The organism is Hymenobacter aquaticus (assembly GCF_004765605.1).
In the GTDB taxonomy this organism is placed as follows: domain Bacteria; phylum Bacteroidota; class Bacteroidia; order Cytophagales; family Hymenobacteraceae; genus Hymenobacter; species Hymenobacter aquaticus.
Window position 1 is genome coordinate 1 of sequence record NZ_SRLC01000002.1, and the last position, 23,470, is coordinate 23,470.

Consider the following 23,470-nt stretch of genomic DNA (forward strand, 5'->3'; position numbering starts at 1 on the left):
GAACAGAGCAGTTAAGCCCCGTAGCGCCTATGGTACTGCCTTCACCGGCGGGAGAGTCGGTCGCCGCCAACCTTTTCAAGCTCTGCCCCCCGCGACTTCGTGCTGCGGGGGGCAGTCGCGTTTTATGCCCCCACCCCACCTACCCGGCCACCCGGATCCGGCATGGTGCCTCATACCGGCGTTTTGGCCCAAAGTAGATTAAATACTGTAGTAGCGTAAAGGTTATTATATCCGCTCTTACTTTTTGTTATTACCTGAAGGTTGGTTATTCAGTAAGTTTAGTAAGACTCCATTTGTCCAGCCGAAACCATCCTGTAAGGGATATTCGCCCCCTCCAGCAGGTAGTGAGGTGTTTATCACATTATATTTTTCCAGAAGCTTTCCGGTTTGCTGAAATACCCGCGTATTGAGTCGAACCCAGCGTTGGACTACTGTGTCGGCAAGGGTGGTTTCGTGGTAGTTTCGCAGTCCTTGAATGGCCATGTATTGCAATGGTGCCCACGCATTGGGAGCGTCCCATTGCTGACCACTTTTATTTTGGGTCGTCAATAGGCCACCATCCCGTAGAAAGTCACTCTGTAAACCTTGAGCCACAGACTTAGCCTGGTCGGGGGTAGCAACATGGAATGACAATGGGAAAACTCCGGCAAGGGTGCGGACCGCTGCTGGCTGCTGTTGCTGCCAATTATAATCTGTGAACCATGCTTGCTGCTTATTCCAGCAATAGCGCTGAATTGCGCGGTGACGCTGCTTAGCTCGTTGCTGCCACACCCGTGCCGCGCTAGGCTGTTGCGCGAAGCTGCGTGCTATGGTCTGTTCCAGGGCTAATAAAAGGCAGTTTAAATCAACGGGAATAATTGCGGTGGTGCGGATGCTGGAGAGCGTGCCAGCGGGGCTAAACCAGCGGGTACTGAAGTCCCAGCCGGAAGCGGCGGCGGCGCGTAGGTCGCGGTATAACTCCGCCGACGGGCGGTTGCTGGTTTGGGCGACGGCTACATCTTCCGCATACGACTCTTCCCGAGGCTCACTGCTGCTGTCCCAATACCGGTTGAGCAGCTCGCCGCCACGGAGGCGAACCACACGCTTAGTGGCCTGATTAGGTCGCAGAGAATCGGCCCCGGCCATCCAGTAAGCATATTCCTGTAGGAGCTGGGGTTGATAACGGGTAAGTACACTGTCGCCCTGCTCATGAGCCAGTAGCTCTACCATCAGCGAAAAGAAGGGTGGCTGTGAGCGGGTCAGGTAATAGGTACGGTTACCATTTGGAATAAAGCCGTATTGCCTGATCAGGTAGGCGAAATTATCGGTCATGCTACGCAGCATATCCAGCCGATGAGCTTCGCGCAAACCCAGCATGGTGAAATAAGAATCCCAGTAGTAGATTTCCCGAAACCGGCCGCCTGGTACTAGGTAAGGCTTGGGCAAAGGTAGCAGCGAGGAGTAGGCCGCTACGTGCGGGGTGGCCGGCCGCCGCAGCACGGTCCAGAGCGTATCGAGGTGGTGGCGCAGGCCTTGGGCTACTTGGCTCCGGTAGACGACCGGATTGTCGGTGGGGAGCTGAAAATGGGCGTTGATGAAGGCCGCCAGCTCGAAGCCCGGTTGCTGCTTTTGCTGCTGCCAGGCGGCCAGAATGGCGGCCGGCGCTTGCAGCGGCACCGCATCGACGAAGGTCTTGTTGTCGGGGAACACATGCCCTAACTGCACTGCCTCGAACAAGCCCGGGAATAGCTGACGCGGTGTGGCGGGCTGGGCGGCGGCCGGGGCAATCAGGAAAACGATACAGATGGCCGGGAGCAGTAGGGTACGCATAGCAGAAAGTAAAAGACGGCGGGTATCAGCAATACGCAACTGCACCCCGCATGGTAGTTACCGCCGCCGCTCTGGGCCCGCCTGCCCAGTCGGCCAAGGAAGCCAATAAAAAAGCCAGCCCCGGGGACAAACTCCAGGGCTGGCTTACAGTAATAGCGTGAATGGGCGCTAGGCGGCCTGCTCTTCCGGCAGTGGCGAGCTTTGAACCAGCGCATAAGCCGACTGATCGACTGAGGCCAGACCGGCGGTTTGCAGCTGCTTGAGGGCGCGCTGCACGGTTACGGTGCAGATCCGGTCGGCATAGCCTAGCTCCACGACGCGCTTGGCCAGGAATGCCAGCGTGAGACGCTTGCCTTTGGCGGCAGCCTGCTGGGTGAGGCGGCGGAGCAGGGTTTCGAGTTTTGGCGTGAGCTTGTTGGGCGCCCCGCAACGGGGCACCGCGTGCAGGTAATCCTTGAAACCCTGCTGGGAAAATGCCCGCCGCATACTGTACACCCGGTCGATGCTGAGGCCCAGCAAGTCGCCGGACTCCTGCACCGTCAGGTCGGCTATCCAGTGCTGGAGAACCTGCGCGCGGTTGCGCTGCTGCTTGGAGAGAATGTCAGAGTTGATAAAATCGGCGAGGTAAGCCTGTTGCTTGCGGGACAGGCTCAGGGAATGACGATGACGACCCATAACGGATGCTGACGAATGCGGCTGGCAGTGAGAAGAAGTATCCTGTGCTTCGACGATGGGGCTTCGAAATGCGGTAAGCCCAAAGCCCGAAAACGCGGGATGCCTCAAAGACTATTTTGACGTGCCGAATGTAGGAAGTGAAAAACAATTGTGCAAACGTTTGCGCAATTGTGTACATCTATTCATCTTGCTTCGGCATAAAAATCAGGGCTGGCTACTGAATTTGGACCGGTGAGCAGGATAGCGCCGGCCGCAAGGCTGAACTACTCCTTGGCCCCGGCGGTTCTTACACGTGCTCCTTTTACCTTTGCGGCCGGCCAGTTAGCTGATTTGTGCGAACTTGCCAGCTATTACCCTTTGCTCTGTGTCTACTCATCGCGCCTCCATATCAGATTTAGCAGCTCAGTTAAACTTGTCTGTCTCGACCGTTTCACGGGCCCTGAGTGACCATAGCCGCATCAGCGACGCTACCAAAAAGCGGGTCTGGGAGCTGGCCCGGGCGCTCAACTACCAGCCCAACCAACTGGCGGCCGCCCTACGCAAGGGGCGCAGCAACACGTTGGGCGTGGTGGTACCGCACATCGACGGGCAGTTTTTCGCCCTGGTGGTTAAGGGCATCGAAACCATTGCCAACCAGGCGGGCTTCAACGTGATGATCTGCCAGTCGAATGAGGATGCGGCCCAGGAGCAGAAAAACGTGGAAACCCTGGTCAACGCGCAGGTCGATGGCATTTTGCTGTCGTTGTCGTTGTCGACGCACGACTACCGCTACCTGGAAGACGTGCGGCGGCGGGATATTCCGCTGGTATTCTTTGACCGCGCCCTGGAAAGCACTGACGTAAGCGCCGTAGTGCTGGATGACTATCTGGGAGGCTACGAGGCGGTCTGTCACCTTATCGAGCAGGGTTGCCGGCACATTGCCCACCTGGGGGGGCCGCAGCACCTGAATATCTGCCGCAACCGCTACCAGGGCTACGCCGATGCGTTGCGCCACTACAATATTCCGGTGGATGACAACCTGGTGCACTTCAGCGACCTGTCGATGCAGGACGGGCGGCAGGGCATGGAGCTCCTGCTAAGCCAGGCACCGCAGGTAGACGCGGTATTTTCCTGCAACGACCTGGCCCTGGTGGGCGCCATGCAAATCGTGAAGCGCCGGGGGCTGCGCATTCCGCAGGACGTGGCGTTGGCCGGCTTCAGCAACGAGCTGTTTGATTCCCTGACCGAGCCCATGCTGACCTCCGTTGACCAGCGCTGCGAGGAAATGGGCCGTACGGCCGTGCAGCTGCTGCTGGAAATGATTCACGAGGGCGTAAGTAAGGTGGCGCCGCGCCAAGTGGTGCTGCAACCCAAGCTCCTGATTCGGGAGTCGTCGCAGCGCAGTGGCGTACTACTGCCCAACCAGATGGCCAGCTAGCATCCGCCGTACTTGCCTGCAAGAATTGAAAAAGCCTGGTCTAGTAAGAGGACCAGGCTTTTTTGGTTGCGCGAAGGGTGGGCAGGGGGTGTCGCCACCACCGCCGTAGCTGGCGTAGGGCGCGTTGGCTCTCGGAGGCAGACAGCTGCCAAACAAAAGGGAGATACATATGAGACGGGTGAAGTGAAAGATTGGGAACCCGCGCAAGGGCCACTGGTATACCGGGCGCCAGGGCGCTACCACAGGCGCGTGTCGTTGATGCCCGGCGGTAGGGGAGGCAAGGAGCCGAAGCCGACGACGCACCACCCCGCTTCGAGGCCGAAAGAGCCGCCGAGCAGCACGTAGCTGATGGCCCGCAGCACGGTGCGGCCACTGTATTGCTCGGCGCCGGGCTCGTACTCGCGCAGCAGCAGCACGTCGCCCACCTGGAAGTCCCGGTCGTTTTCGCGCACGTCGAAGGGCTTGGCCCCCGACTCGACGGCGGCAAAGCAGGCGGGCCAGATCTTCAGCTCGTGGGTGCGGCGGGCGGAAGCGGCCGCAGAAAAATCGGTGAGAGAGTTATTCGTTTTCATGAGGCGTAGGAGTTAAAGTACAGGCTGGCCCCGAGCCCGGGCCTAGTGACTGCCAAGGCCGGCCAGCTTCCGGTGGGGAGCTACCAGCGGCAGGGCCAGGGCCAAGGCTACCATCACCACGAAAAGGCCCGCTACCACTCCCAGCGCCAGCCGGAGCGTGAGCAGGTCGGCCAGCCAGCCGATAAGCGGCGGACCCAGCAGAAAACCGCCGTAGCCAATAGTCGACACCATACTCAGGGCGAGGCCCGGGGCCATGTTGTGCTGCTGACCGGTAGCGCTGAACACGGTCGGAATGACGGTTGACAAGCCCAGGCCAATGAGAAACAGGCCCCCGATGCCTACCGCCGTCAGCGGCACCAGCAGCAAGCCCAGCAGCCCCGCCAGTGCCAGCAAGCCCCCCACGACCACCAACCGTTGTTGCCCGACCTGCACGCCGAGCCAGTCGCCGCAGATGCGGCCCAGAGCCATCGTAAAGGAAAAAGCAGCGTAACCCAGCGGCGCCAGGGCCGGGCTGGCATGGGTGTCCTGCACCAGGTAGATAGTGCTCCAGTCGGCCATGGCGCCTTCGCCGAGCATACAGCAGAACGCCACCACCCCCAGGGCCAGCACCACGCGGCTCGGCCACTGAAAACCGGAGCGCGCCGGCGGGCTGTCGGCCTCCGTTTCTGGAGCGGCCTCGGGCAGCAGGGCTGCCGCGGCGGCTACCACCAAGGCAATGGCCACGGCGGAGAAGCTCAGCAGGTGCACCGCGTAGGCAATGCTGAAACGGGCGGCCAGGGCCCCGGCGGCGGCTCCCAGCATGCCGCCCAGGCTAAAAGCGGCGTGAAACGACGACATAACCGGGCGCTGCCGCTGCTTTTCCACCAGAATAGCCTGGGAGTTCATGGCCACGTCGAGCAGGCCAGTGGCCGCGCCCAGGGCCAGAAAAAGCCCCATCAGCTGGCCGACGCTGTGCAGCAGCCCCAGCCCCGGAATGAACGCGCAAAACAGCAGCGCGCCGATGGTGGTGAGGCGGCGGCTGCCGAGCCGGGTCAGCAGCCAGCCGGCCAGCGGCATGGCGCACCAGGCACCCACGGCATTACAAAACAACACCTGGCCCAGCTCCCGGTGCTCGATACCGTAGCGGAGCTCCAGTTCGGGCAGGCGGGCGGCCCAGTTGGCAAACAGCAATCCGTGCAGAAAGAAAATCAGCGTTACCGCCCAGCGGGCACGGTTCAGGGAAACCGGCACCTCGGGGCGGTGAGTCAGCAGCAGTCGGGGCATAACTTCTCAGATTACGATGACAAAGGTAGGCCATACGCCCAGCACCTGCTACTCACCGGTTAGCCACTTATAATACTCTATTGCCTAAATTAGCGGGATAATAGGCCCGTTGGCTTTGCTGGCATGTTAACCAAGTATGAAGTTAGAGTTTGAACCCATTCAGCCCTCCGCCGGCAGCTCGTTTACGCTGCTGCACTACACCGAAGCCCAGGAAGGCGGTATTCTCTGGCACTACCACCCCGAATACGAGCTGCTCTACATTCCGCAGGGCAGCGGGCGGCGGCACATCGGGCAGCATGTGTCGCGCTACGAAGGCGGCGAGCTGCTGTTTATGGGGCCCAACCTGCCGCACCTGAGCTTCAGCCACGAGCAGAAAGGACCGTTCGAGCAGATCGTGCTGCAGCTGCGGGCCGACTTTCTGGGCGACGCTTTTCTGAAGCGGCCCGAGCTGGCGGCCGTGCAGCACCTGTTCGTGCGCTCGGCGCAGGGCCTTTCCTTCGGACCCGAAACCCGGGAAATAGTGGGCGAGGCCCTGCGCCAGATGCTGGGCCAGCCGGCCTCGCGCCGCCTGCTCACGCTGCTGCAGCTGCTCTACCAGCTGGCCGAGGCCCCCGACGTGACGGAGCTGCACGCGGAAATGGGCGGCTCCGGGGCCCAGGTGAAAGAGCAGAAACGGCTGGGGCGCATCTACCAGTACATTCAGGAGCACTTCGCCGAGCCTATCGGCGTGCAGGAGCTGGCCGACGTGGCTCACCTGTCGGTGCCGGCCTTCTGCCGCTACTTCAAGAAGATGACCAGCCAGACGCTCACCAACTTCCTGCAGGAATACCGCATCAGCCACGCCCAGCTGCTGCTGCTGGAAGACATGCCCATTACGGAGGTCAGCTACGCCAGCGGCTTCAACAACCTGTCGCACTTCAACCGCACGTTCCGCCGCGTTACGGGCCTGACGCCCTCGGCCTACCGGGAGCAGAAAGCGGGCTAAGCTAGGAACAGGCCGCGCAAGCGGGAGCAGCGGACTGATCTGCTACTCCGGCTTGCGCGAAAACGTCTGGTCCTTGCGAGCTTCCAGCTCCAGCAGCCGTTTCTGGTTGTCGGGGGCGCGTAGTTTCCTCAAACAGCACCGCATCCTTATCGCTGACCTGCGTGACGATGGTCAGCGGCGGCGACAAGGTCGTGACGATAATCCAGGTAATGATTTTGCCCGGGTATTCCGCCCATCAGCTCATCGTGCCCGCGGCCCGCACCAGCGCTTGGTCGGCTTGCGGCACGGTGCCCGGGCGGTGGGCCATGACGGGGCCTGTTTTGCCTCGGAAAAACTTTTCCGGGTTGTTGCCCCTGCTTACTTCTTACGGGCAACAACGGAAATAACGTGGCTGTGCTTCACGCTGCCATCGGATTGGGCCTTATCGGTTTCGACCCCGTTGAGCATCTCTACCTCGAAGCCGGCGAATAAGGCAAACACGTCGGGCAGAGAATGGAGCGACATGCCTGATGCTTTGTTCGCGTCGTCGCTCAGGCCCAAAAAGTGACCACAGAACCGGCCGTTGCGCCGAATCATTTGTCGCACCTCGGTCCAGAGCTGCCCGAAGTGAGCGGCGGCGCAATAGGGCAAACTGAAGCTGGCGTTCACCAGGTCAAATGGGGGAAGCTGCGAAGCCTGTAAGTCCTCAAAAGCAGTCAGCTTAGTTGTGAGCCGGGCCATGCAGCGCACGGGCGCTTGTGTGAGCACCGTAGCCAGCGCTTCGGGGGCCGAGTCAACGGCTACCACGTGCCAATGACGGTTCAGCAGCTCCAGCGTGTCAGCACCGGAGCCGCAGCCCAGGTCCAGTGCTGACCTGGGCGCAGCCGCCTCCGCTTCGAACAGCTGCAATGCGGTCAGAAGGGTTGTGTGGGGCGGGGCCAGCAGACTGCCTCCGGGCTTGGGTATCGACTGTACCTGAGGGATGGTTTTGGTAGTGACCAACATAGTCATAATGCATCGTTTTATAGTGTTTAGTTCGGATAAGGTCTTGCCGCCAGGCCGCTGCCCAGTAGCTGGTATCGTGGCCGAAAGCCACTGGGGTAATCGGTAAACAGGGCCAATGCCTGGTTAGTCTGCCGCAACAGGAGCTACCGACCGTGCCAGGGCGCTTGTCGTCGCCTGACGTTGCGGTTGGTCCTCGGGCATCAGGGCCGCCCTAAAAAACCAGTTGGGGCTGGTTTTACAGGCCAGGAATTCGGGCCGCAGTGAGTGGTGAGTGGTTATTTGCCGTTCCCGTGGCGGTCGAAAGCCGTGGGCCCGGAATTGCTCCCGGACTTTCCCGGCCGGATATTCTATGAGCGGCCGGGTACCCGCTAGAGGGCGCGTACGGATGGGCGCTTTTTCTGCTATCAGAACCGAACAGCTAGCCCGTGCCACCTCACAGGCCGGGAACAGGCCGACAGGCCCGGCCCTCGCCCTACTTATATCATCGGCAGAGAACTCCCTGCCAGCAAGCATCGATTTCATAAAGGATGATTTACGACTATAGAACCCTGAAAAAGGGGCAATAAGCTAATATAAACGCGGCCCCACGGTTGCTGGCAGCCCGTTCGCACGGCTTTATAATTGCGCGAATGGCATGGGCAATGGTGTCGCTGTAGCACCCTAACCGGGTAATTTTCTGAAGTTTCGGCTGGGGTGCTAAAAGCACGGGATAGTATGCCGAAGCTCTTCAGGAAGTCGGATCCTTGGTGCTGCTGGTTGAAAGATAGCAACTTGTGGCGCTTGCCAAAAATCGGATGGACAAAATAGTTTTCTTTAGTTGAATAAGTCGGGCATTGCAGGCGCCGGTTTGGGGCGCACCCTAGCGCGCGTGCACCCCCGAATGGAAAAGGCACAGTAGCTTTGTCGGCGTTTACGTTCGTCTTTTGGCGCATCCAGGGGCCTAGTTTACCAACTGATCTTAGCTCCTCTGTTTGCGTAGAAGGATTCCACCTTTGATTGGCCTTTTATGACAGACTTCCGGCTTGAGCACGACTTCCTTGGCGAACGGTCGATTCCCAATGAGCTGTACTATGGTATTCAGACGCTGCGGGCGCTGGAGAACTTCGACATCACGGGCATTCCGCTGCGCACCGAGCCGCTGTTCGTGCAGGCGCTGGCCTACGTGAAAAAGGCCGCTGCCCTAGCCAACCGCGACTTGGGCGTGCTCGACCCGGCTATTGCCAACCACATTGCCGCCGCCTGCGACAAAGTGGCCCGGGGTGAGTTCGACGACCAGTTCACGACCGACATGATTCAGGGCGGGGCCGGCACGTCGGTGAACATGAACGCCAACGAGGTTATTGCCAACGTAGCCCTGGAGCTGATGGGCCACCAGAAGGGCCAGTACGAGTTTTGCCACCCCAACAACCACGTCAACTGCTCGCAGTCGACGAATGACGCCTATCCCACGGCCTTTCGTATTGCCTTGAGCAACAAGCTGGTGGGCTACGCGCAGACGTTGGGGAAGCTAGCCGACGCCTTTGCCCAGAAAGGGGAGGAGTTCCGCAACGTGCTCAAGATGGGCCGCACCCAGCTGCAGGATGCCGTGCCGATGAGCATGGGCGACGAGTTCCGGGCCTTTGCCACCAACCTGCGCGAAGAACTGCTGCGCATCGAGGACTCGCGCCGCCTGATCAGTGAAATCAACATGGGTGCAACGGCCATTGGCACGCGGGTAAACGCCCCGGAAGGCTACGCCGAGCTGGTTACGCGGCACCTGCGCGACATCACCGGCCTGGAGCTGGTCCTGGCCGGCGACCTGATTGAGGCCACCTACGACACGGGCGCCTACGTGCAGCTCTCGGGGGTGCTGAAGCGCACGGCCGTGAAGCTGTCCAAGATCTGCAACGACCTGCGCCTGCTTTCCTCCGGCCCGCGCACCGGCATCAACGAAATTAATCTGCCGCCGCTGCAGCCGGGCTCCAGCATCATGCCGGGCAAGGTCAACCCGGTGGTGCCCGAGGTCGTCAACCAGACGGCGTTCTACGTCATCGGGGCCGACCTGACGGTGACGATGGCCGCCGAAGCGGGTCAGTTGCAGCTCAACGTGATGGAACCGGTTATTTCCTTCGCGCTCTTCACCTCCATTTCCTACATGACCCGGGCCTGCCATACCCTGCGCGAGAAGTGCGTACTGGGCATTACGGCCAACGCCCAGCACGCCGAAAACCTGGTGCGCAACAGCATTGGCATCGTAACGCAGCTAAACCCGGTGCTGGGCTACGAAACCAGCGCCGAAATTGCCAAGGAAGCCCTGCGCACCGGTAAATCGGTGCACGACGTGGCCGTGACCGAGCGGGGCTTGCTCACGCAGGCCAAGTGGGATGAAATCTTCACCTACGAAAACCTGATCCGGCCGCAGTTTATCCAATAGCTCAGCGGCTTCAGTTTCAACGTGCCAATGGGCAGCCCGTGCGAAACGGGCTGCCCATTGTGTTATAATAGAATCAGTATGCTTCTGAAAATAAGCCCGTAAGCTATACTAATCCGCCGTCCGGCCCTCTCCTGCCAGACGGCGGGCCGCTAGGGTTTGGCGGCAATAAGGACGGCTCCGTTCCGGCCCCGCTCGCCGAACCGCTGGCGAGCATCCTGGGCACTCAGCGCCGTTACCTGCCGGGTTTCGGCGGCCAGCAAGGGCCGGAATTCAGCCAGGCTCACTTCCTTGTCGCCCACGAGCAGCAGCTTGCCGGCGGGGTCTACTAAGGCGTTGAGCTTGCGGTTGAGGGCCACCACTTCGGTGGCGTTTTCGTGGTTTTTGGTGATAATCAGAATGGCTTCCGTCGCCTTGGTGTTGCCCAGCACCTTGCCCACGTTTTCGCCTTTCAGCGCATTCATGCCGGCAATGCTGTTGGGGTCGAGCTGCTCGACGGCGGCCTTGGTAGCGGGCTTGCCATCAATGTAATACACGGCCTCGGTGGGCAAAGCCGCCTGCGCAAGGGCCGCCGGGGGCGGCGCAAGCGCGGTTTTGGGGCCGGCAAAAGCCAGGCTCAGGCCCAGGGCCAGCGGGGCCAGCAGCGCGTACCTGGCCAGGTGCAGCCGCGACGATTGTTGCTTGTTCATCATCAGAATGCGGGTTTTGAGGGTGAGAAAATGGAAATGGTTGCCCAGCCTGTGCCCCGAAGCCAGTGCACTGGCCCGCAGCAGACTATATTGATATTCCCGGCTGTCGAAGCCGGTTTGGAGCAGGTATTGGTCGGTGAGAAACTCCAGGTTTTCCTGGATGGCCCGGCGCAGCAGCCACGCGCCGGGGTTGAGCCACGCACCCGCTACGGCCAGCTGACCCAGCAGCGTATCGAGCGTATGCCATTGCTGCACATGTACTTGCTCGTGGCGCACTACCGTCGGCAGGTCGGCGGGCGGGTAGTGGACGGGGTTGAGGTAGATGGTTTGCCAGAAGGAAAAAGCACTACCCGGCGCCGTCGTCTGGCGCACCGCCAGCCCGGCCACCACGGCCGGCCGGCTGCGGCGGTGCAGCCGCCGCAACGCCAGCAGCTGCAGTCCCAGCCGGCCCAGCAGCCCCGCCGCACCCATCCAGTAGCCGATAGTCAGCCACTGCCAACAGGCGGAAGTGGCAGCGGCGGCGAGTGGCGCGGGCGGCACCACGCTGTGCCAGGTAGCCACGGCGGCCGCAGGCAGCGGCGGCAGATACTGCGCCGCGAAGCCCAGCCCGGCCACCTCAATCAGCGGGCAAACGGCGGCCAGCAGCAGCGCGACCAGCAGAAAAAAGCGGTTGAGCCGATAAAACGTGAGGGGCCGCAACAGGGCGTAATAGGCCAGCACAAACAGCAGCAGCGCCGCATTGGCCTGCAGCAGATATACAAACAGCGCCGGCATCTTACTCGGCTTTGCCCTTTTCGATTAGGGCAATGATATCCTGCAATTCCGCCGCGCTGATTTTCTGCTCCTGGGCAAAAAACGTCACCAGCTCTTTATAGGAGTTGCGGAAATAGTCGCCCACGAAGGCCGACATGAACCGCTGTCGGTAGTCGGCGGCCGGTATCAGGGGCGTGTAGCGGAAGGAATTGCCGAGCTTTTCGGCCCGCAGGTAGCCCTTGCGCTCCAGGTTGCGAATGGTAGACGCCAGCGTGGTGTAGGGCGGCCGGGGCTCGGGCAGCAACTCCAGCACGTCTTTGGTAAAGCCGCCGTCCAGCTTCCACAGCACCTGCATAGCTTCTTCTTCGGGTTGGGTGAGTCGCTCCATCTGGATTTTTACGATGTTTTCGTAATTCTACGAAAGTTTCGTAATTGAAGATATAGTGCGGGTGAAAATATTTTAAAAAAGGATACGTGGGCGTATTGATTCGCCCGGGAGAGTCGCCTGCGTTTTGCGGCTGCCAACGGGTGCCAAACGCAAAACAGCCAGCCGTTGCTGCGGCTGGCTGTTTTGCGTTTGGCTGTTTATTAAATGGTTGTGCCTTTTATTGCTGTAGCTGTAGCCAGCCGATGGCGGCACCCTCATCACCGAAAAAAGCCACTATAAATGGCTTGTCGTCGTAGGCGCTGGACGGCTGGAAATCGGGGCCGCTGAGGATGGTTTGCATCAGGGCGGGACCAACGAGGTAGACCACGCAAAGCCGCCCGCCCAGCGCGCGGCTCACGTCGGGAAAGTAATCGGTGAGCAGTCAGTGCGTGGTGGCCGGGTCGTTGAACACGCGGCGGCGAATATCCTGCAGCCAGAATCGGCTACCAAGCGCCACAGTCTGCCGGCGCAGCAGGGCGTAGGCTTCGGGCAACTGCTCCAGAGTGGGCTGGTAGCCCCAGCGGCCCACAAAAATATTCAGGTCGGAGTGGTAGCTCAGAGTCAGTAGGTCGGCAGCAACTGTGGGGCTCATGGAGGGCGGTACGGTGGGCGAGGGGCGGCAGAGCAGGCCTTACGACTTGCGCGGCAGCTTCTTTACGAAGGCCGCCACCGCCCGACTGAATTCCGTGGGGCTTTCGATGAGGGCGTAGTGGCGGCCGGGCACCACGGCCACCTGCTGGTTGGGGAAGCGGAAGGCCTTGTAGTGGTCGGGGCCAACCATGTAATCATCCTGGCCCGATACCACAAGCACCGGCACCGTGAGCGTGGCGGTGGCGGGCGTCAGATCCTGCACGTAGCCCTGAATGGCCGGCCCCTGGAACAGCGTGGTGGCAAAATCCCGGTTGGCGGGCACGCCCCGCATGGCGCGGTTCAGGCGGGCTGGTGTTGAGTCGTTGGCATACATAAACCGGTTCATCAGGCCCTGCTGGCCCAGCAGACTCATCACCATGCCGAAGCGCTGGGGTAACGGGGCGCTGGGGTCCATCGGGGGGCGCGTGGCCGCGGGCAGCAACTGGTAGCCGTTGGTGGCGGTACTTTCCATCGAGGCCGGTAGGTTCAGAATGCTGTTGACCAGCACCAAGCCTTGCACGCGCGACGGGTATTTGGCGGCGTAGGCCGTGGCAATAATGCCGCCGAACGAGTGCGACATCACCACCCATTTTTCCAGGTGCAGCTGCTGGCGCACGTCCTCCAGATCCTGCACCAGGCGCTCAATCACGTAGTTTTTATCCGGGGCCGACGCCGAGCGGCCACTGCCGCGCTGATCCAGATAGATCATCTGGAAATTCTGCTCCAGCGTGGTGCCGGCCAGGGCTTCCAGGCCGTAGCTGCCCGCGCCGGGGCCGCCGTGCACCAGCACGCAGGGCAGGCCTTTGCCGGCTATTTTGGTATACAGCTTCACGCCGTCGGTCGTCGTAATGGCCGGCGTGCCGTTGGTCAGGGTTTTTTGCTGGGCAACAGCACCTTGGGCCACGCAAAAGGCCAATAGCAAGCCGCAAAGCCAGGTGGTGAAAATGGTGTGGTAGCGTTTAGCAGGCATATTCTGAGGGAAATAAGGTGAAGACCGGGCGGAAGATAGGTACGGAGTTCGTTTCGGAAATTTGAAAAGAGCGGCTTGTTGAAGTAAGAGAACGTCATGTCGATCAGCGGGAGACATAACGTTCTTTTTACTACCCCAAACAAAACCAAAAAAGGCGCTCTGCATTGTGCAGAGCGCCTTTTCAAGCATTACCAAGCAAAGCCAAGCTTACCAGATCTTCGCCCGCTCGTTGGCGGCGCGTACCATCTTGGCGTTTTCCTGGCAGCCGAAGGCCTCGTAGAACTGGGGCATGTTCATCAAGGGGCCGTTGGTGCGGTACTGGGCCGGGGAGTGTGGGTCGGTGAGCACCTGCTGGCGCAGGTATTCGGGCCGGGCGTTGGTGCGCCAGATCTGGGCCCAGCTCAGGAAGAAGCGCTGCTCGGGCGAGAAGCCGTCGTAGTTGGGACGCGGGTTGGAGCCGTACTTTTTCTCCAGCTGCTTTTCCAGGGCCGAGTAGGCCAGGGCCAGACCGCCGAAGTCGGCCAGGTTTTCGCCCATCGTGAGCTTGCCGTTCACGAATACCGAGTCGAGGGGCGAGAAGGCCGAGTACTGGGCACCCACCATGTTGGCGCGCTGGGTAAAGTTGTCGGCGTCTTCCTTGGTCCACCAGTCGCGCAGGTTGCCCTCGGCGTCCGACTGCCGGCCTTTATCGTCGAAGCCGTGGGTGATTTCGTGGCCGATAACGGCGCCCATACCGCCGTAGTTTACCGCGTCGTCGGCTTTGGGGTCGAAGAAGGGCGGCTGCATAATGCCGGCCGGAAACACGATTTCGTTCAGCGACGAGTTGTAGTAGGCATTCACCGTGGGCGGCGTCATGCCCCATTCGCCGCGGTCAATCGGCTTGCCGAACTTCTTGGCGTCGTCCTTGTACTCCCACTCGTGGGCCGCCAGCAGGTTTTGCAGGTACGACTGGCGCGAGATGGTCAGGGCCGAGTAGTCTTTCCACTTGTCGGGGTAGCCGATTTTCACGGTAAAGGCGTTCAGCTTTTTCAGGGCTTCGGTCTTGGTGGCGGCGCTCATCCAGTCGAGCTGCTGGATGTGCTCGGCCATCGAGGCCTTGATGTTGGCCACCATTTCCATGGCCTTCTGCTTGGTTTCGGGCGTGAAGGCCTTGTCCACGTAGAGCTGGCCGAAGGCCTCGCCCAGCGTGGCATCGGTCGAGCGCAGCACGCGCTTCCAGCGGGGCTGCTGCTGCTTGGCGCCGGTCAGGGCCTGGGTGTAGCGGAACGACTCCTGCACGAAAGCCTGGGGCAGCGCGGCGGCCGAGTTGTTGACCAGGTGCCAGCGCAGGTACGTTTGCCAGTCGGCCATCGGCTCGGTTTTCAGGGCGGTGCTGGCTTCCTTCAGGAAGTCGGGCTGGCCCACGATTACTTCCTTGGCCGCGCCTAGCCCGAGCTGCTGCAACAGGCTGGTTACGCCCAGGTTAGGAAACTGCTGGCTGGCTTCCGCCACGCTCATCTTGTTGTAGTTGGCGTACGGGTCGCGCAGGGCTACGCGGTCCTTGGAGGCCTTGGCCAGCCGGGTTTCCAGGCGCATCACCGTGTTGGCGTTCCGGTTGGCCGTGGCTTCGTTGTCGCCGAGCAGCTTGAAGGTGTTGGTCAGGTAGGTCAGGTAGGCCGCGCGCACCTGCTTGGAGCGGGCATCTTCCTTGAGGTAATAGTCCCGGTCGGGCATCGAGAGGCCGCCCTGGGTCAGGTACACGGCATATTCCGTGCTTTTCTTGCGGTCCTGGTTTACGCCCACGCTCAGCACCGAGCGGGTTTGCAGCATCTGCTGGCGGGCCAGGGCGGTTTGCAGGCCTTTCAGATCCTTGATGGCGGCAATGCGGCTCAGCTCGGGCTTCAGGGGCGTAATGCCGGCCTTTTCAATGGCCATCGAGTCCATGGCTGAGGCGTAGAAGTCGCCCACTTTCTGCAGGTTCGAGCCCTTGGTGGCGCTGCGGTTGGCGGCGGCTTCCTCCAGAATCTGGCGCATCACGGCCTCGTTCTGGTTGATGAGCGTGTTCCAGGAGCTCCAGCGCGACTCGGCGGCCGGAATCGGGTTGTTTTTCAGCCAAGTGCCCGAGGCGTACTGGAAGAAATTGTCGCAGGCCGACACCGACGGGTCGATGTTGGCCACGTCCAGCCCGACGCCCTTCACCACGGGCTGGGTGGCAGGAGCGGGCGTAGTAGTGGCGGCGGTAGCCGGTGCGGCGGCCGTCGTCGATGAGGCGGTAGTGGTAGTGCTGCTGGCGGCGCAGCCGGCCAGGGCGAGGCCCGCGGCGGTGCTGACGGCCAGCAGAAGCTGAGTTTTATTGGTCATTACAGATAAGAATGGAAAAGCGGAAAAGAGCGGGATACGCCTCCCGACACGTGGCAGCACGGACTGGTTCCGCGCCGGGAAGTTCTTTTTGAGGGCTGCTGACGGGCTTCTTACCAGATTTTGGCCCGGTCGTCATCCGGGCGCACCATCTTCTGGCCGGGCTGGCAGCCGAAGGCCTGGTAGAACTGGGGCATGTTCATCAAGGGGCCGATGGTGCGGTACTGGTCGGGAGAGTGCGGGTCGGTCAGGATTTGCTGGCGCAGGGCCTCGGGCCGGATGTTGGAGCGCCGCAGCTGGGCCCAGCTCAGGAAAAAGCGCTGCTCGGGCGTAAACCCGTCAATGACCGGGCGCGGGTTCGAGCCGTACTGCTTTTGCAGCTGCTTCTGCAAGGCCCCATACACGATGGTGAGGCCGGCGAAGTCGGCCAGGTTTTCGCCCATCGTCAGCTTGCCGTTCACGTGCACCGAGTCGAGGGGCGAGAAGGCGTCGTACTGGCGGCCCACCACGGCGGCGCGCTTGGTAAACTCGGCCCCGTCGGCGGTGGTCCACCAGTCGCGCAGGTTGCCGGCCGCGTCGTACTGCCGGCCCTGGTCGTCGAAGCCGTGGGTCATTTCGTGGCCCATCACCCCGCCAATGGCGCCGTAGTTTACCGCGTCGTCGGCTTCGGGGTCGAAGAACGGCGGTTGGAGGTAGCCGGCCGGAAACACGATTTCGTTCATCGGCGGGTTGTAGTAGGCATTAATCGTGGGCGGCGTCATGCCCCACTCATTCCGGTCGATGGGGCCGCCGTACTTCTTCACTTCCTGCCGGTATTCCCACTCCCGGGCCGCCAGCACGTTGCGCAGAAACGATTCGCGCGAGATGTTCAGGGCCGAGTAGTCTTTCCACTTGTCGGGGTAGCCGATTTTCACCCGCAGCGCATTCAGCTTTTTCAGGGCTTCGGCCTTGGTGGGCGCACTCATCCAGGTGTTGGTCTGAATGTGCTCGGCCATCGACTCCTTAATATTAGCCACCATGTCCAGGGCTTTCTGCTTGGCCGCCGGCGAAAAGGCCTTATCCACGTACAGCTGACCGAAGGCTTCGCCCAGGTAGTTGTCGGTGGCGGCCAGGGTGCGCTTCCAGCGCGTGAGCTGCTGCTTGGCCCCGGTCAGCGCCTGGTTGTAGCGGAAGTTTTCGTTGACGAAGGCCGCGGGCAGCGTCTGCGACACCGAGCGGGCCATGTGCCAGCGCAGGTAGGTTTTCAGGTCGGCCAGGGGCTCGGTTTTCAGCACCTTGTCCACTTCGTCGAAAAACGCGGGCTGGCCGATAACCACTTCCTGGGCGGCCCCCAGCTGCAGGGCGGCCAGCAGCCGCTGCGGATTCAGGGTGGGGTAGCGCTTCTGCAACTCAGCCACCGTCAGCTTGTTGTAGTTGGCCTGCGGGTCGCGCAGCTCCACGCGGGTGCGGGAGGCTTTGGCCAGGCGGGTTTCAATCCGCTCGATGGTCGCCGCGTTTTTGCGGGCCGTGGCCTGGTCGTCGCCCAGCAGGGCCAGCATGTTGGTCAGGTAAGTGCGGTAAGCCGCCCGAATGCCTTCCGTGCGGGCATCCTGCTTGAAATAGTAGTCCCGGTCAGGTAGCGTCAGGCCGCCCTGGTACATGCTCACTGTGTACTGGGTCGACTTCTTCTCGTCCACGTCCACGCCCGCCCGGAAAAAGGCGTCGGTCTGCAGCATTTTCTGGCGGGCAATTTCCTCCTGCAGGCCTTTCAAATCCTTGATGGCGGCAATGCGGCTGAGCTCGGGCTTCAGGGGCGCAATGCCGGCCTTTTCAATGGCCGCGGTGTCCATGGCCGCGGCGTAGAAGTCGCCGACCTTTTGCAGGTTCGAGCCCTTGACCGCGCCTCGGTTGGCGGCGGCTTCCTCCAGAATCTGGCGCAGCAGCAGCTGGGTCCGGTCGTTGAGCAGGCTGCGCGGGCCCCAGCGCGTGGCGTAGGAAGGCAGTGGATTGTTCTTCAGCCAGTTGCCGCCCGAAAACTGGTAGAAATCTTCGCAGGGCGACACCGACCGGTCAATATCGGCCAGGTTAATACTGCGGCCCTCCGACACGACGGGCGCGGACGAGGCAGAAGCCGCCAGGGCCGGAGCCGGAGCTGTGGGGGTAGCGGCAGCTTGCTGCGGCGCCTGGCTGGTGGCGCAGCCCGCCAGCACCAGACTGGCCAGGGCCAAGCTGGCGGGCAGGGTAATCGGGTTACTCATGCGAACAAAGAACAAGGTAAAAGCTACGGGCAAAGACTAACTACCGACCGTTAGGCTGCATTCGGCGGTGCTATCTTGGCGCCGGCTTTCCGAAAAGGCCCTCATTCCTATGCAAATCATCGACAAAGTGGCCTGGCTGCACCTGCACGAAGGCCGGGTGCTGAGTACCCGCAGCCGGGGCAAAGACCGGTACTACTTTCCCGGCGGCAAGCGGGAGCCGGGCGAAACCGACGCCCAGACCCTGCTGCGCGAAATCCGGGAGGAGCTGACCGTGACGCTGGACGCCGGCAGCTTGCAGCACATAGATACGTTCGAGGCCCAGGCCCACGGCCACGCCGCCGGCATTCTGGTCCGAATGATCTGCTACGCGGCCCGCTACGAGGGCACACTACAGCCGGCCGCCGAAATCGAGGAAGTCGTTTGGCTGCGCTACGCCGACCGCGCCCGGGTTTCCCCCGTCGACCAGCTGATTTTTGACCGGCTGCACGCGGCGGGCCAACTGCAATAAGAAAGCAGCCGGCCCGCCGCTCGGCTTCCGCAAGGGGTTAGCGCTTGGCCCGCGCGTACTGGTCGGGCCAGACCACGTCCACGCCCAGCTCTTTGGCCGCGTGCAGCGGAAAGTTGGGGTCGCGCAGCATTTCGCGGGCCAGCAGCACCAAATCGGCCTGGCCGCTGGCAACAATGGCTTCGGCCTGGGCAGCCTGGGTGATGATGCCCACCGCCCCGGTCGGGATGCCGGCTTCCCGGCGGATTTGCTCGGCAAACGGCACCTGGTAGCCCGGCTCCACCGGAATAGTGGCCGCGGGCACGTTGCCGCCCGTCGAGCAGTCAATCAGGTCCACGCCCTTGTCTTTCAGAATAATGGCCAGTGCTACCGAGTCGGCGGCGGTCCAGCCGCCTTCGGTCCAGTCGGTGGCCGAGAGGCGCACGAACAGCGGGTACTCGGCGGGCCACGCGGCGCGGGTAGCTTCCACGACTTGTAGCAGCAGCCGGCTGCGGTTCTCAAACGAGCCGCCGTAGGCATCGGTGCGGGCGTTGCTCAGGGGCGACAGGAACTCGTGGAGCAGGTAGCCGTGGGCCGCGTGCAGCTCAAGTACCTGAAAGCCCGCGGCCAGGGCCCGCACCGTAGCGGCCCGGAAGTCGGCAATGACTTTGTCGATGCCCTCTTGGTTTAGCTCGATGGGGGCGGGCTGCCCGGCGTGGAAGGGCACGGCGCTGGGGGCCACCGTGGGCCAGCCGCCTTCGGCCTCGGGCACCACGCCGCTGCCTTTCCAGGACGTGTAGGTGCTGGCTTTGCGGCCGGCGTGGGCCAGCTGAATGCCCGGCACGGCCCCGTGCGCGCGCAGAAACGCCGTGATGCGCCGCAGCTCGGGCAGGTGCTCGTCTTTCCAGATGCCCAAATCGTCGGGGGTGATGCGGCCCTCGGGCGCTACGGCGGCGGCTTCGGTGATAATCAGGCCGGCCCCGCCCACGGCCCGGCTGCCCAGGTGCACTAGGTGCCAGTCGTTGGCAAAGCCGTCGGTGCTGCTGTACATGCACATCGGCGACACCGTAATTCGATTCTTGAACGTGACGCCGCGCAGGGTAAAGGGCGAAAACAGGCTGGACATAAGCAGGAAAAAGAAGCAGGCTGAATGAAGTAGCCTAAACCCGATTCCGGCCGCCAGGGTTTTGCCGCCCGGCGCTACTCCACGATTACGCCGTATTTGCTGACCAGTCCCAGCAGGCCGGGCAGCGAGAACCGGGCCTTGGTCAGGGTGTTGCCGTCGGGGTCGATGGTGAACTGCGAGGCGGTAGTGAAGTCGGCGCCGGTGAGCAGGGTGTTGCGGAACACGGCCCCGGGCAGGGTGCAGTCCTGAAACGCCGCGTCGGTGAGGTCGGCGCTGGTGAAGTCGGCGTCGGTCAGGGAGCAGTTCACGAAGCGGGTGCCGCGCAGCTTTTTGCCAAAAAACGAGGTGTAGTGCAGCTGGCAGCCGGTAAACCGCACCTCAAACAGAAAGTCGCGGCAGGCCGCGAACTGCAGGCCCGCCAGCTTGCAGTCGGTGAAGGCCACGTTCTGCAGCCCCGTGCCCGCCAGGCTGGCCGACGACAAGTTGCACCGCTCAAACAGGCAGTCGGTGAAGCGCAACGCGCCCAGCTTGGCCTCGGAAAAGTCGCAGCCCACGAAGTGACACTGCTCAAACTCCGGGTCGGGATGGGCCAGCAGGGTGCGGGCGTCCCACCGCTCGAAGCGGTTTTCGGGGGCAAAAACGGTGGGCTTACGCGGGGCGGCAGCGGGGCGGCGTTGCTTCATACACGGCAGAGTTCGGGAAAAGAAAACGGCAACACGGCCGGGCTGCTTACGGCTGGCGCAGCAGCCAGCGGGTGGCCTCACCTTCTTCCACGAACCGTTCGCCCAGGAAAGGCTTGTCGAGAAAATAGGCGGGCGGCGGAAACGCCGCGTCGGCATCCTGGTCGCGCAGCGTGACGGGGGCCAGCAGGTAAGCCAGGTAGGTGCGCCCGCCCAGGCGGGGCTGCAGTTGGGGCAAAAACGTGGACACCATCCACTGCGCGCCTTCCCGGTCGGTGTTGAAGCGGCGGCGCCCGTCGAGCAGCCAGCGGCGGCAGCCGTGGGCGGCGGCGTGTTCGAGCAGCACCAGGTAGCCCTGCTGCATTTCGGCCACTGAAATCAGCCGCTGCCAGCGCACCACCAGCACCTGCAAATCGGGGCGGTAGGTGATGGTCAGAAAATCGGGCGGAGCGGGCAGGTTCATGCGGGGCGGTAAGCTGGCAAAGCTACGGCTCAGCTTAGAAAGTTGATACTCCATCCGTAAAGATTACCGGGCGGCCCATGCAAAAACAGGCACGAGGCAAAGCCTCGCGCCTGTATACAAGTGGGTTGCGTCGTAAAACACCACAACCACTACTTGCCCGGAGCTGACGCCGGAGCGCCGTATGGAAAAGTGCTGTGGGAGAGGTTAGCCACGGAGGGGTTTCGTTCCGAGAAGCGGGGAAACCCGTTTGCCCGCGCCCGAAGCAGGGCCGAGCAACCGCCAATTTCCCCCGGCCGATGGGCCCGCGCAATACCTACATGTTGGTATTTTGCCTGGGCCGGCTGCTGCGAGGTACGTGCCACCCATCGGCTAGTATTCCCGCCCAGGCAAAGCAGGCCAGTGCCAAACAGGGCATAATTCTATTGCCCTGGAAGCTGACAATGGCCGTTCGGATTGGTATAGCGTCAGTACTGTCTAATAATCAGAGGGGTATCATTACGTTTTTCTTAAAAATTCACAATTTATTCTTGATTCTGGTGCGCGGAATGTTCGGAATAATCCAATAAACTTGTAGATCAGCCGAAAGACTGCGCCAGCCTGTACGGGCCGGATTCGCTTGTTATTTGCCTCGTTGGATTTGTGAAGACTTTACTGGCCCTGCTGCTGGGGGTGCTGGCATTGCCCGCCCTGGCGCAAACGGGTGCTTCCACGCCTCAGCTTACTCACTGCGACGCCGCCATTGAGCGGTTTATGCAACGCTGGAAAATTCCCGGCGCTTCGGTTGCCATCAGCCGGCAGGGCAAGCTGGTGTACTGCCGCGCCTTCGGCTACGCCGATTTGGCCCGCACCGTGCCCATGCGGCCCTCCCACCTGCTGCGGGTCGCCAGCGTGTCGAAGCCCGTGACGGCCACGGCCATCATGAAGCTGGTGGAGCAGGGCAAGATTGACCTGAGCCACAAGGCGTTTGGGCCCAAAGGCTATTTGCAGTCGGCCTACTACACCAGCGCCATTACCGACGAGCGGATTTACGACATAACGGTGCAGCAGCTGCTCGAGCACAGCGCCGGCTGGAACCGCAACAACGGCACCGACGGCTTCAACACCTCCGACCCCATCGACTTTCCGCTGCACGTGGCCGACGCGCTGAGCGCCCCCAACCCCGTGGGCGACTCCACGATGGTGCGCTTCCTGCTCACCAAGGGCCTCGATTTCCGGCCGGGGGCGCGCTTCGCCTATTCCAACGTGGGCTACCTGGTGCTGGGCAAGATTCTGGAAAAAGTAACCGGCCAGTCCTACGAAGGCTGGGTGCGGCAGAACATTCTGGCCCCGGCCGGCATCAGCGAAGCCCACCTGGGCCGCAACCTGCTGGCCGACAAGCACGAGCGGGAAGCCGAGTACTTCAGCAAAGACCACCGGGCCTCGTGCTACGGCACCGGCAAGCCAGTATCGGCCGCCTACGGCAGCTGGAACCTGGAGGCCATGAATGCCCACGGCGGCTGGCTGTTCTCGGCCCGCGACTTAGTGCGTTTCCTGGTGGCCACCGATGGCAACCCCGCCCAGCCCGACGTGCTGGCCCCGGCCACCGTGGCCCAGATGCTGGAGCCCTCGGAAAACAACCGCCACTACGCCAAGGGCTGGATGGTGAGCAAAAAGGTGAACTGGCACACCGGCAGCCTCGACGGTACCGCCAGCTGCGTGGCCCAAACGGCCGACGGCTACACCTGGGCCATTCTGCTCAATGCCCGCGCCACCCCCAACCGGTTCTGGAACGACCTGGAAAAGCTGGGCTGGGAGTGCGTGGAAGGCGCTACCGAGTGGCCCGCGCTGGATTTCTTTCCGCCCACCCGGAATGCCGCCCACCTGCGTGGCCACGCTACGGAGGCGGGCACGGCCACGCTGCGCTGGACCAACGGCAACGGCTCCCGCCGCCTGGTGGTGGTACAGGAAGGCAGCCCGGTAGCCCAGCTCCCGCAGGACGGCACCAGCTACGCCCCCGATGCCGCTTACGGCCACGGCTCGGCGCTGGGCAAGAGTGCCTTCGTGGTAGCCGCCGGCCCCGATAGCGCCGTGACCGTCCGGAACCTGGCGCCCAACAAAACCTACTACGCCCGGGTGGTCGAGTACTTCCAGAACGACAGCACCGGGCAGCAGGCCATGTACGCCCTGGACGGCAACCCCACCTGGCAGTTTCATACCCCGGCGGCACTTTCCATCCTGGCCAAGCTCAGCCATAAGACGGTGAAAAAACCGGCGGCGCGCAAAGCCACGGCCGCCTCCCACCACAAGCCCCGGCCAGCCACGCTGAACACGGGGCCGGCCAAAAAGCAGCCGTCGGCCCCGGCGCCCGCCAAAGCCGACGCGCCTGCCACCGCGTCGCCGTCGTATCTGGAGAAGCTGCGCTCCAAGGGCCGGGAGCTGCTGAAGTGGTTTGCCAAAGTGTAGGCCGGCCGAAGCCCAAGCGGGTTCCGGGCCAGGCGGCCCGGCAGGCAGGGCGGGCGTGAAAGTCCGGGCCGGACGTGTACTTTGCAGGAAATAGCTGGCGGCCCGGGTGGCGGCCTG

Annotated in this window: 20 protein-coding genes; 5 read left to right on the forward strand and 15 right to left on the reverse strand. The window is 62.3% G+C overall.

Annotated features, from left to right (window positions below):
• Positions 1 to 237: 237 nt before the first annotated feature.
• Both treF and E5K00_RS12915 read right to left on the reverse strand, forming a co-directional pair.
• Positions 238 to 1,809 carry an alpha,alpha-trehalase TreF gene (gene treF / locus E5K00_RS12910; protein WP_135463745.1) on the reverse strand — a complete coding sequence of 524 codons (1,572 nt, stop codon included), beginning with the start codon at positions 1,807 to 1,809 and terminating at the stop codon, positions 238 to 240.
• A gap of 168 nt (positions 1,810 to 1,977) precedes the next feature.
• Positions 1,978 to 2,484, reverse strand: a complete 507-nt coding sequence (locus tag E5K00_RS12915; protein ID WP_135463746.1) for a COG3415 family protein — start codon at positions 2,482 to 2,484, stop codon at positions 1,978 to 1,980.
• 364 nt (positions 2,485 to 2,848) lie between these two features.
• On the opposite strand from E5K00_RS12915, the gene E5K00_RS12920 reads away from it, so the two are divergent.
• Complete coding sequence (locus E5K00_RS12920; RefSeq protein ID WP_262710091.1) at positions 2,849 to 3,901, forward strand: LacI family DNA-binding transcriptional regulator; 1,053 nt, start codon at positions 2,849 to 2,851, stop codon at positions 3,899 to 3,901.
• Between the two features lie 236 nt (positions 3,902 to 4,137).
• Here E5K00_RS12920 and E5K00_RS12925 read toward each other — a convergent pair whose 3' ends face one another.
• Positions 4,138 to 4,473 carry an ASCH/PUA domain-containing protein gene (locus E5K00_RS12925; RefSeq protein ID WP_135463747.1) on the reverse strand — a complete coding sequence of 112 codons (336 nt, stop codon included), beginning with the start codon at positions 4,471 to 4,473 and terminating at the stop codon, positions 4,138 to 4,140.
• Positions 4,474 to 4,515: 42 nt separating this feature from the next.
• A complete protein-coding gene (locus tag E5K00_RS12930) occupies positions 4,516 to 5,736 on the reverse strand; it encodes an MFS transporter (protein WP_135463748.1) in 1,221 nt (406 codons plus the stop codon).
• A 136-nt stretch (positions 5,737 to 5,872) separates the two neighbouring features.
• Between E5K00_RS12930 and E5K00_RS12935 the strand changes: the two genes are divergently transcribed.
• Positions 5,873 to 6,721: a helix-turn-helix domain-containing protein gene (locus E5K00_RS12935; RefSeq protein WP_135463749.1), complete on the forward strand. Its 849-nt coding sequence runs from the start codon at positions 5,873 to 5,875 to the stop codon at positions 6,719 to 6,721.
• Between the two features lie 357 nt (positions 6,722 to 7,078).
• Here E5K00_RS12935 and E5K00_RS12940 read toward each other — a convergent pair whose 3' ends face one another.
• Positions 7,079 to 7,705, reverse strand: a complete 627-nt coding sequence (locus tag E5K00_RS12940) for a class I SAM-dependent methyltransferase (protein ID WP_167856870.1) — start codon at positions 7,703 to 7,705, stop codon at positions 7,079 to 7,081.
• 1,006 nt (positions 7,706 to 8,711) lie between these two features.
• On the opposite strand from E5K00_RS12940, the gene aspA reads away from it, so the two are divergent.
• Positions 8,712 to 10,118: an aspartate ammonia-lyase gene (gene aspA, locus E5K00_RS12950; protein WP_135463752.1), complete on the forward strand. Its 1,407-nt coding sequence runs from the start codon at positions 8,712 to 8,714 to the stop codon at positions 10,116 to 10,118.
• 149 nt (positions 10,119 to 10,267) lie between these two features.
• Here aspA and E5K00_RS12955 read toward each other — a convergent pair whose 3' ends face one another.
• The 7 genes from E5K00_RS12955 to E5K00_RS12980 all read right to left on the reverse strand — a co-directional run bounded on the left by E5K00_RS12955 (position 10,268) and on the right by E5K00_RS12980 (position 18,158).
• A complete protein-coding gene (locus E5K00_RS12955; protein ID WP_135463753.1) occupies positions 10,268 to 11,578 on the reverse strand; it encodes a M48 family metalloprotease in 1,311 nt (436 codons plus the stop codon).
• Position 11,579: 1 nt separating this feature from the next.
• Positions 11,580 to 11,945 (reverse strand): BlaI/MecI/CopY family transcriptional regulator, encoded by a 366-nt coding sequence (locus E5K00_RS12960; protein WP_135463754.1) that lies wholly within the window; start codon positions 11,943 to 11,945, stop codon positions 11,580 to 11,582.
• Between the two features lie 217 nt (positions 11,946 to 12,162).
• Positions 12,163 to 12,342 (reverse strand): hypothetical protein, encoded by a 180-nt coding sequence (locus E5K00_RS22840; protein ID WP_167856871.1) that lies wholly within the window; start codon positions 12,340 to 12,342, stop codon positions 12,163 to 12,165.
• A 24-nt stretch (positions 12,343 to 12,366) separates the two neighbouring features.
• On the reverse strand, positions 12,367 to 12,576 hold the full coding sequence (locus E5K00_RS12965) for a hypothetical protein (RefSeq protein WP_135463755.1): 210 nt from the start codon (positions 12,574 to 12,576) through the stop codon (positions 12,367 to 12,369).
• Between the two features lie 39 nt (positions 12,577 to 12,615).
• Positions 12,616 to 13,584, reverse strand: coding sequence for an alpha/beta fold hydrolase (locus E5K00_RS12970; RefSeq protein WP_167856872.1), 969 nt, complete (start codon positions 13,582 to 13,584; stop codon positions 12,616 to 12,618).
• 207 nt (positions 13,585 to 13,791) lie between these two features.
• Positions 13,792 to 15,924: a M13 family metallopeptidase gene (locus E5K00_RS12975; RefSeq protein ID WP_135463757.1), complete on the reverse strand. Its 2,133-nt coding sequence runs from the start codon at positions 15,922 to 15,924 to the stop codon at positions 13,792 to 13,794.
• A gap of 110 nt (positions 15,925 to 16,034) precedes the next feature.
• Entirely contained in the window at positions 16,035 to 18,158 is a 2,124-nt protein-coding gene (locus tag E5K00_RS12980) for a M13 family metallopeptidase (protein ID WP_135463758.1), read from the reverse strand.
• Positions 18,159 to 18,267: 109 nt separating this feature from the next.
• Between E5K00_RS12980 and E5K00_RS12985 the strand changes: the two genes are divergently transcribed.
• A complete protein-coding gene (locus E5K00_RS12985) occupies positions 18,268 to 18,666 on the forward strand; it encodes an NUDIX hydrolase (RefSeq protein ID WP_135463759.1) in 399 nt (132 codons plus the stop codon).
• 37 nt (positions 18,667 to 18,703) lie between these two features.
• On the opposite strand, the gene E5K00_RS12990 is transcribed toward E5K00_RS12985, so the two are convergent.
• The 3 genes from E5K00_RS12990 to E5K00_RS13000 form a co-directional block, all read right to left on the reverse strand.
• Entirely contained in the window at positions 18,704 to 19,768 is a 1,065-nt protein-coding gene (locus tag E5K00_RS12990) for an NADH:flavin oxidoreductase/NADH oxidase (protein WP_135463760.1), read from the reverse strand.
• Positions 19,769 to 19,842: 74 nt separating this feature from the next.
• A complete protein-coding gene (locus E5K00_RS12995; RefSeq protein WP_167856873.1) occupies positions 19,843 to 20,451 on the reverse strand; it encodes a pentapeptide repeat-containing protein in 609 nt (202 codons plus the stop codon).
• 46 nt (positions 20,452 to 20,497) lie between these two features.
• Entirely contained in the window at positions 20,498 to 20,911 is a 414-nt protein-coding gene (locus tag E5K00_RS13000; protein ID WP_135463762.1) for a hypothetical protein, read from the reverse strand.
• A gap of 639 nt (positions 20,912 to 21,550) precedes the next feature.
• On the opposite strand from E5K00_RS13000, the gene E5K00_RS13005 reads away from it, so the two are divergent.
• Positions 21,551 to 23,353 carry a serine hydrolase domain-containing protein gene (locus tag E5K00_RS13005; RefSeq protein ID WP_135463763.1) on the forward strand — a complete coding sequence of 601 codons (1,803 nt, stop codon included), beginning with the start codon at positions 21,551 to 21,553 and terminating at the stop codon, positions 23,351 to 23,353.
• Positions 23,354 to 23,470 lie beyond the last annotated feature (117 nt).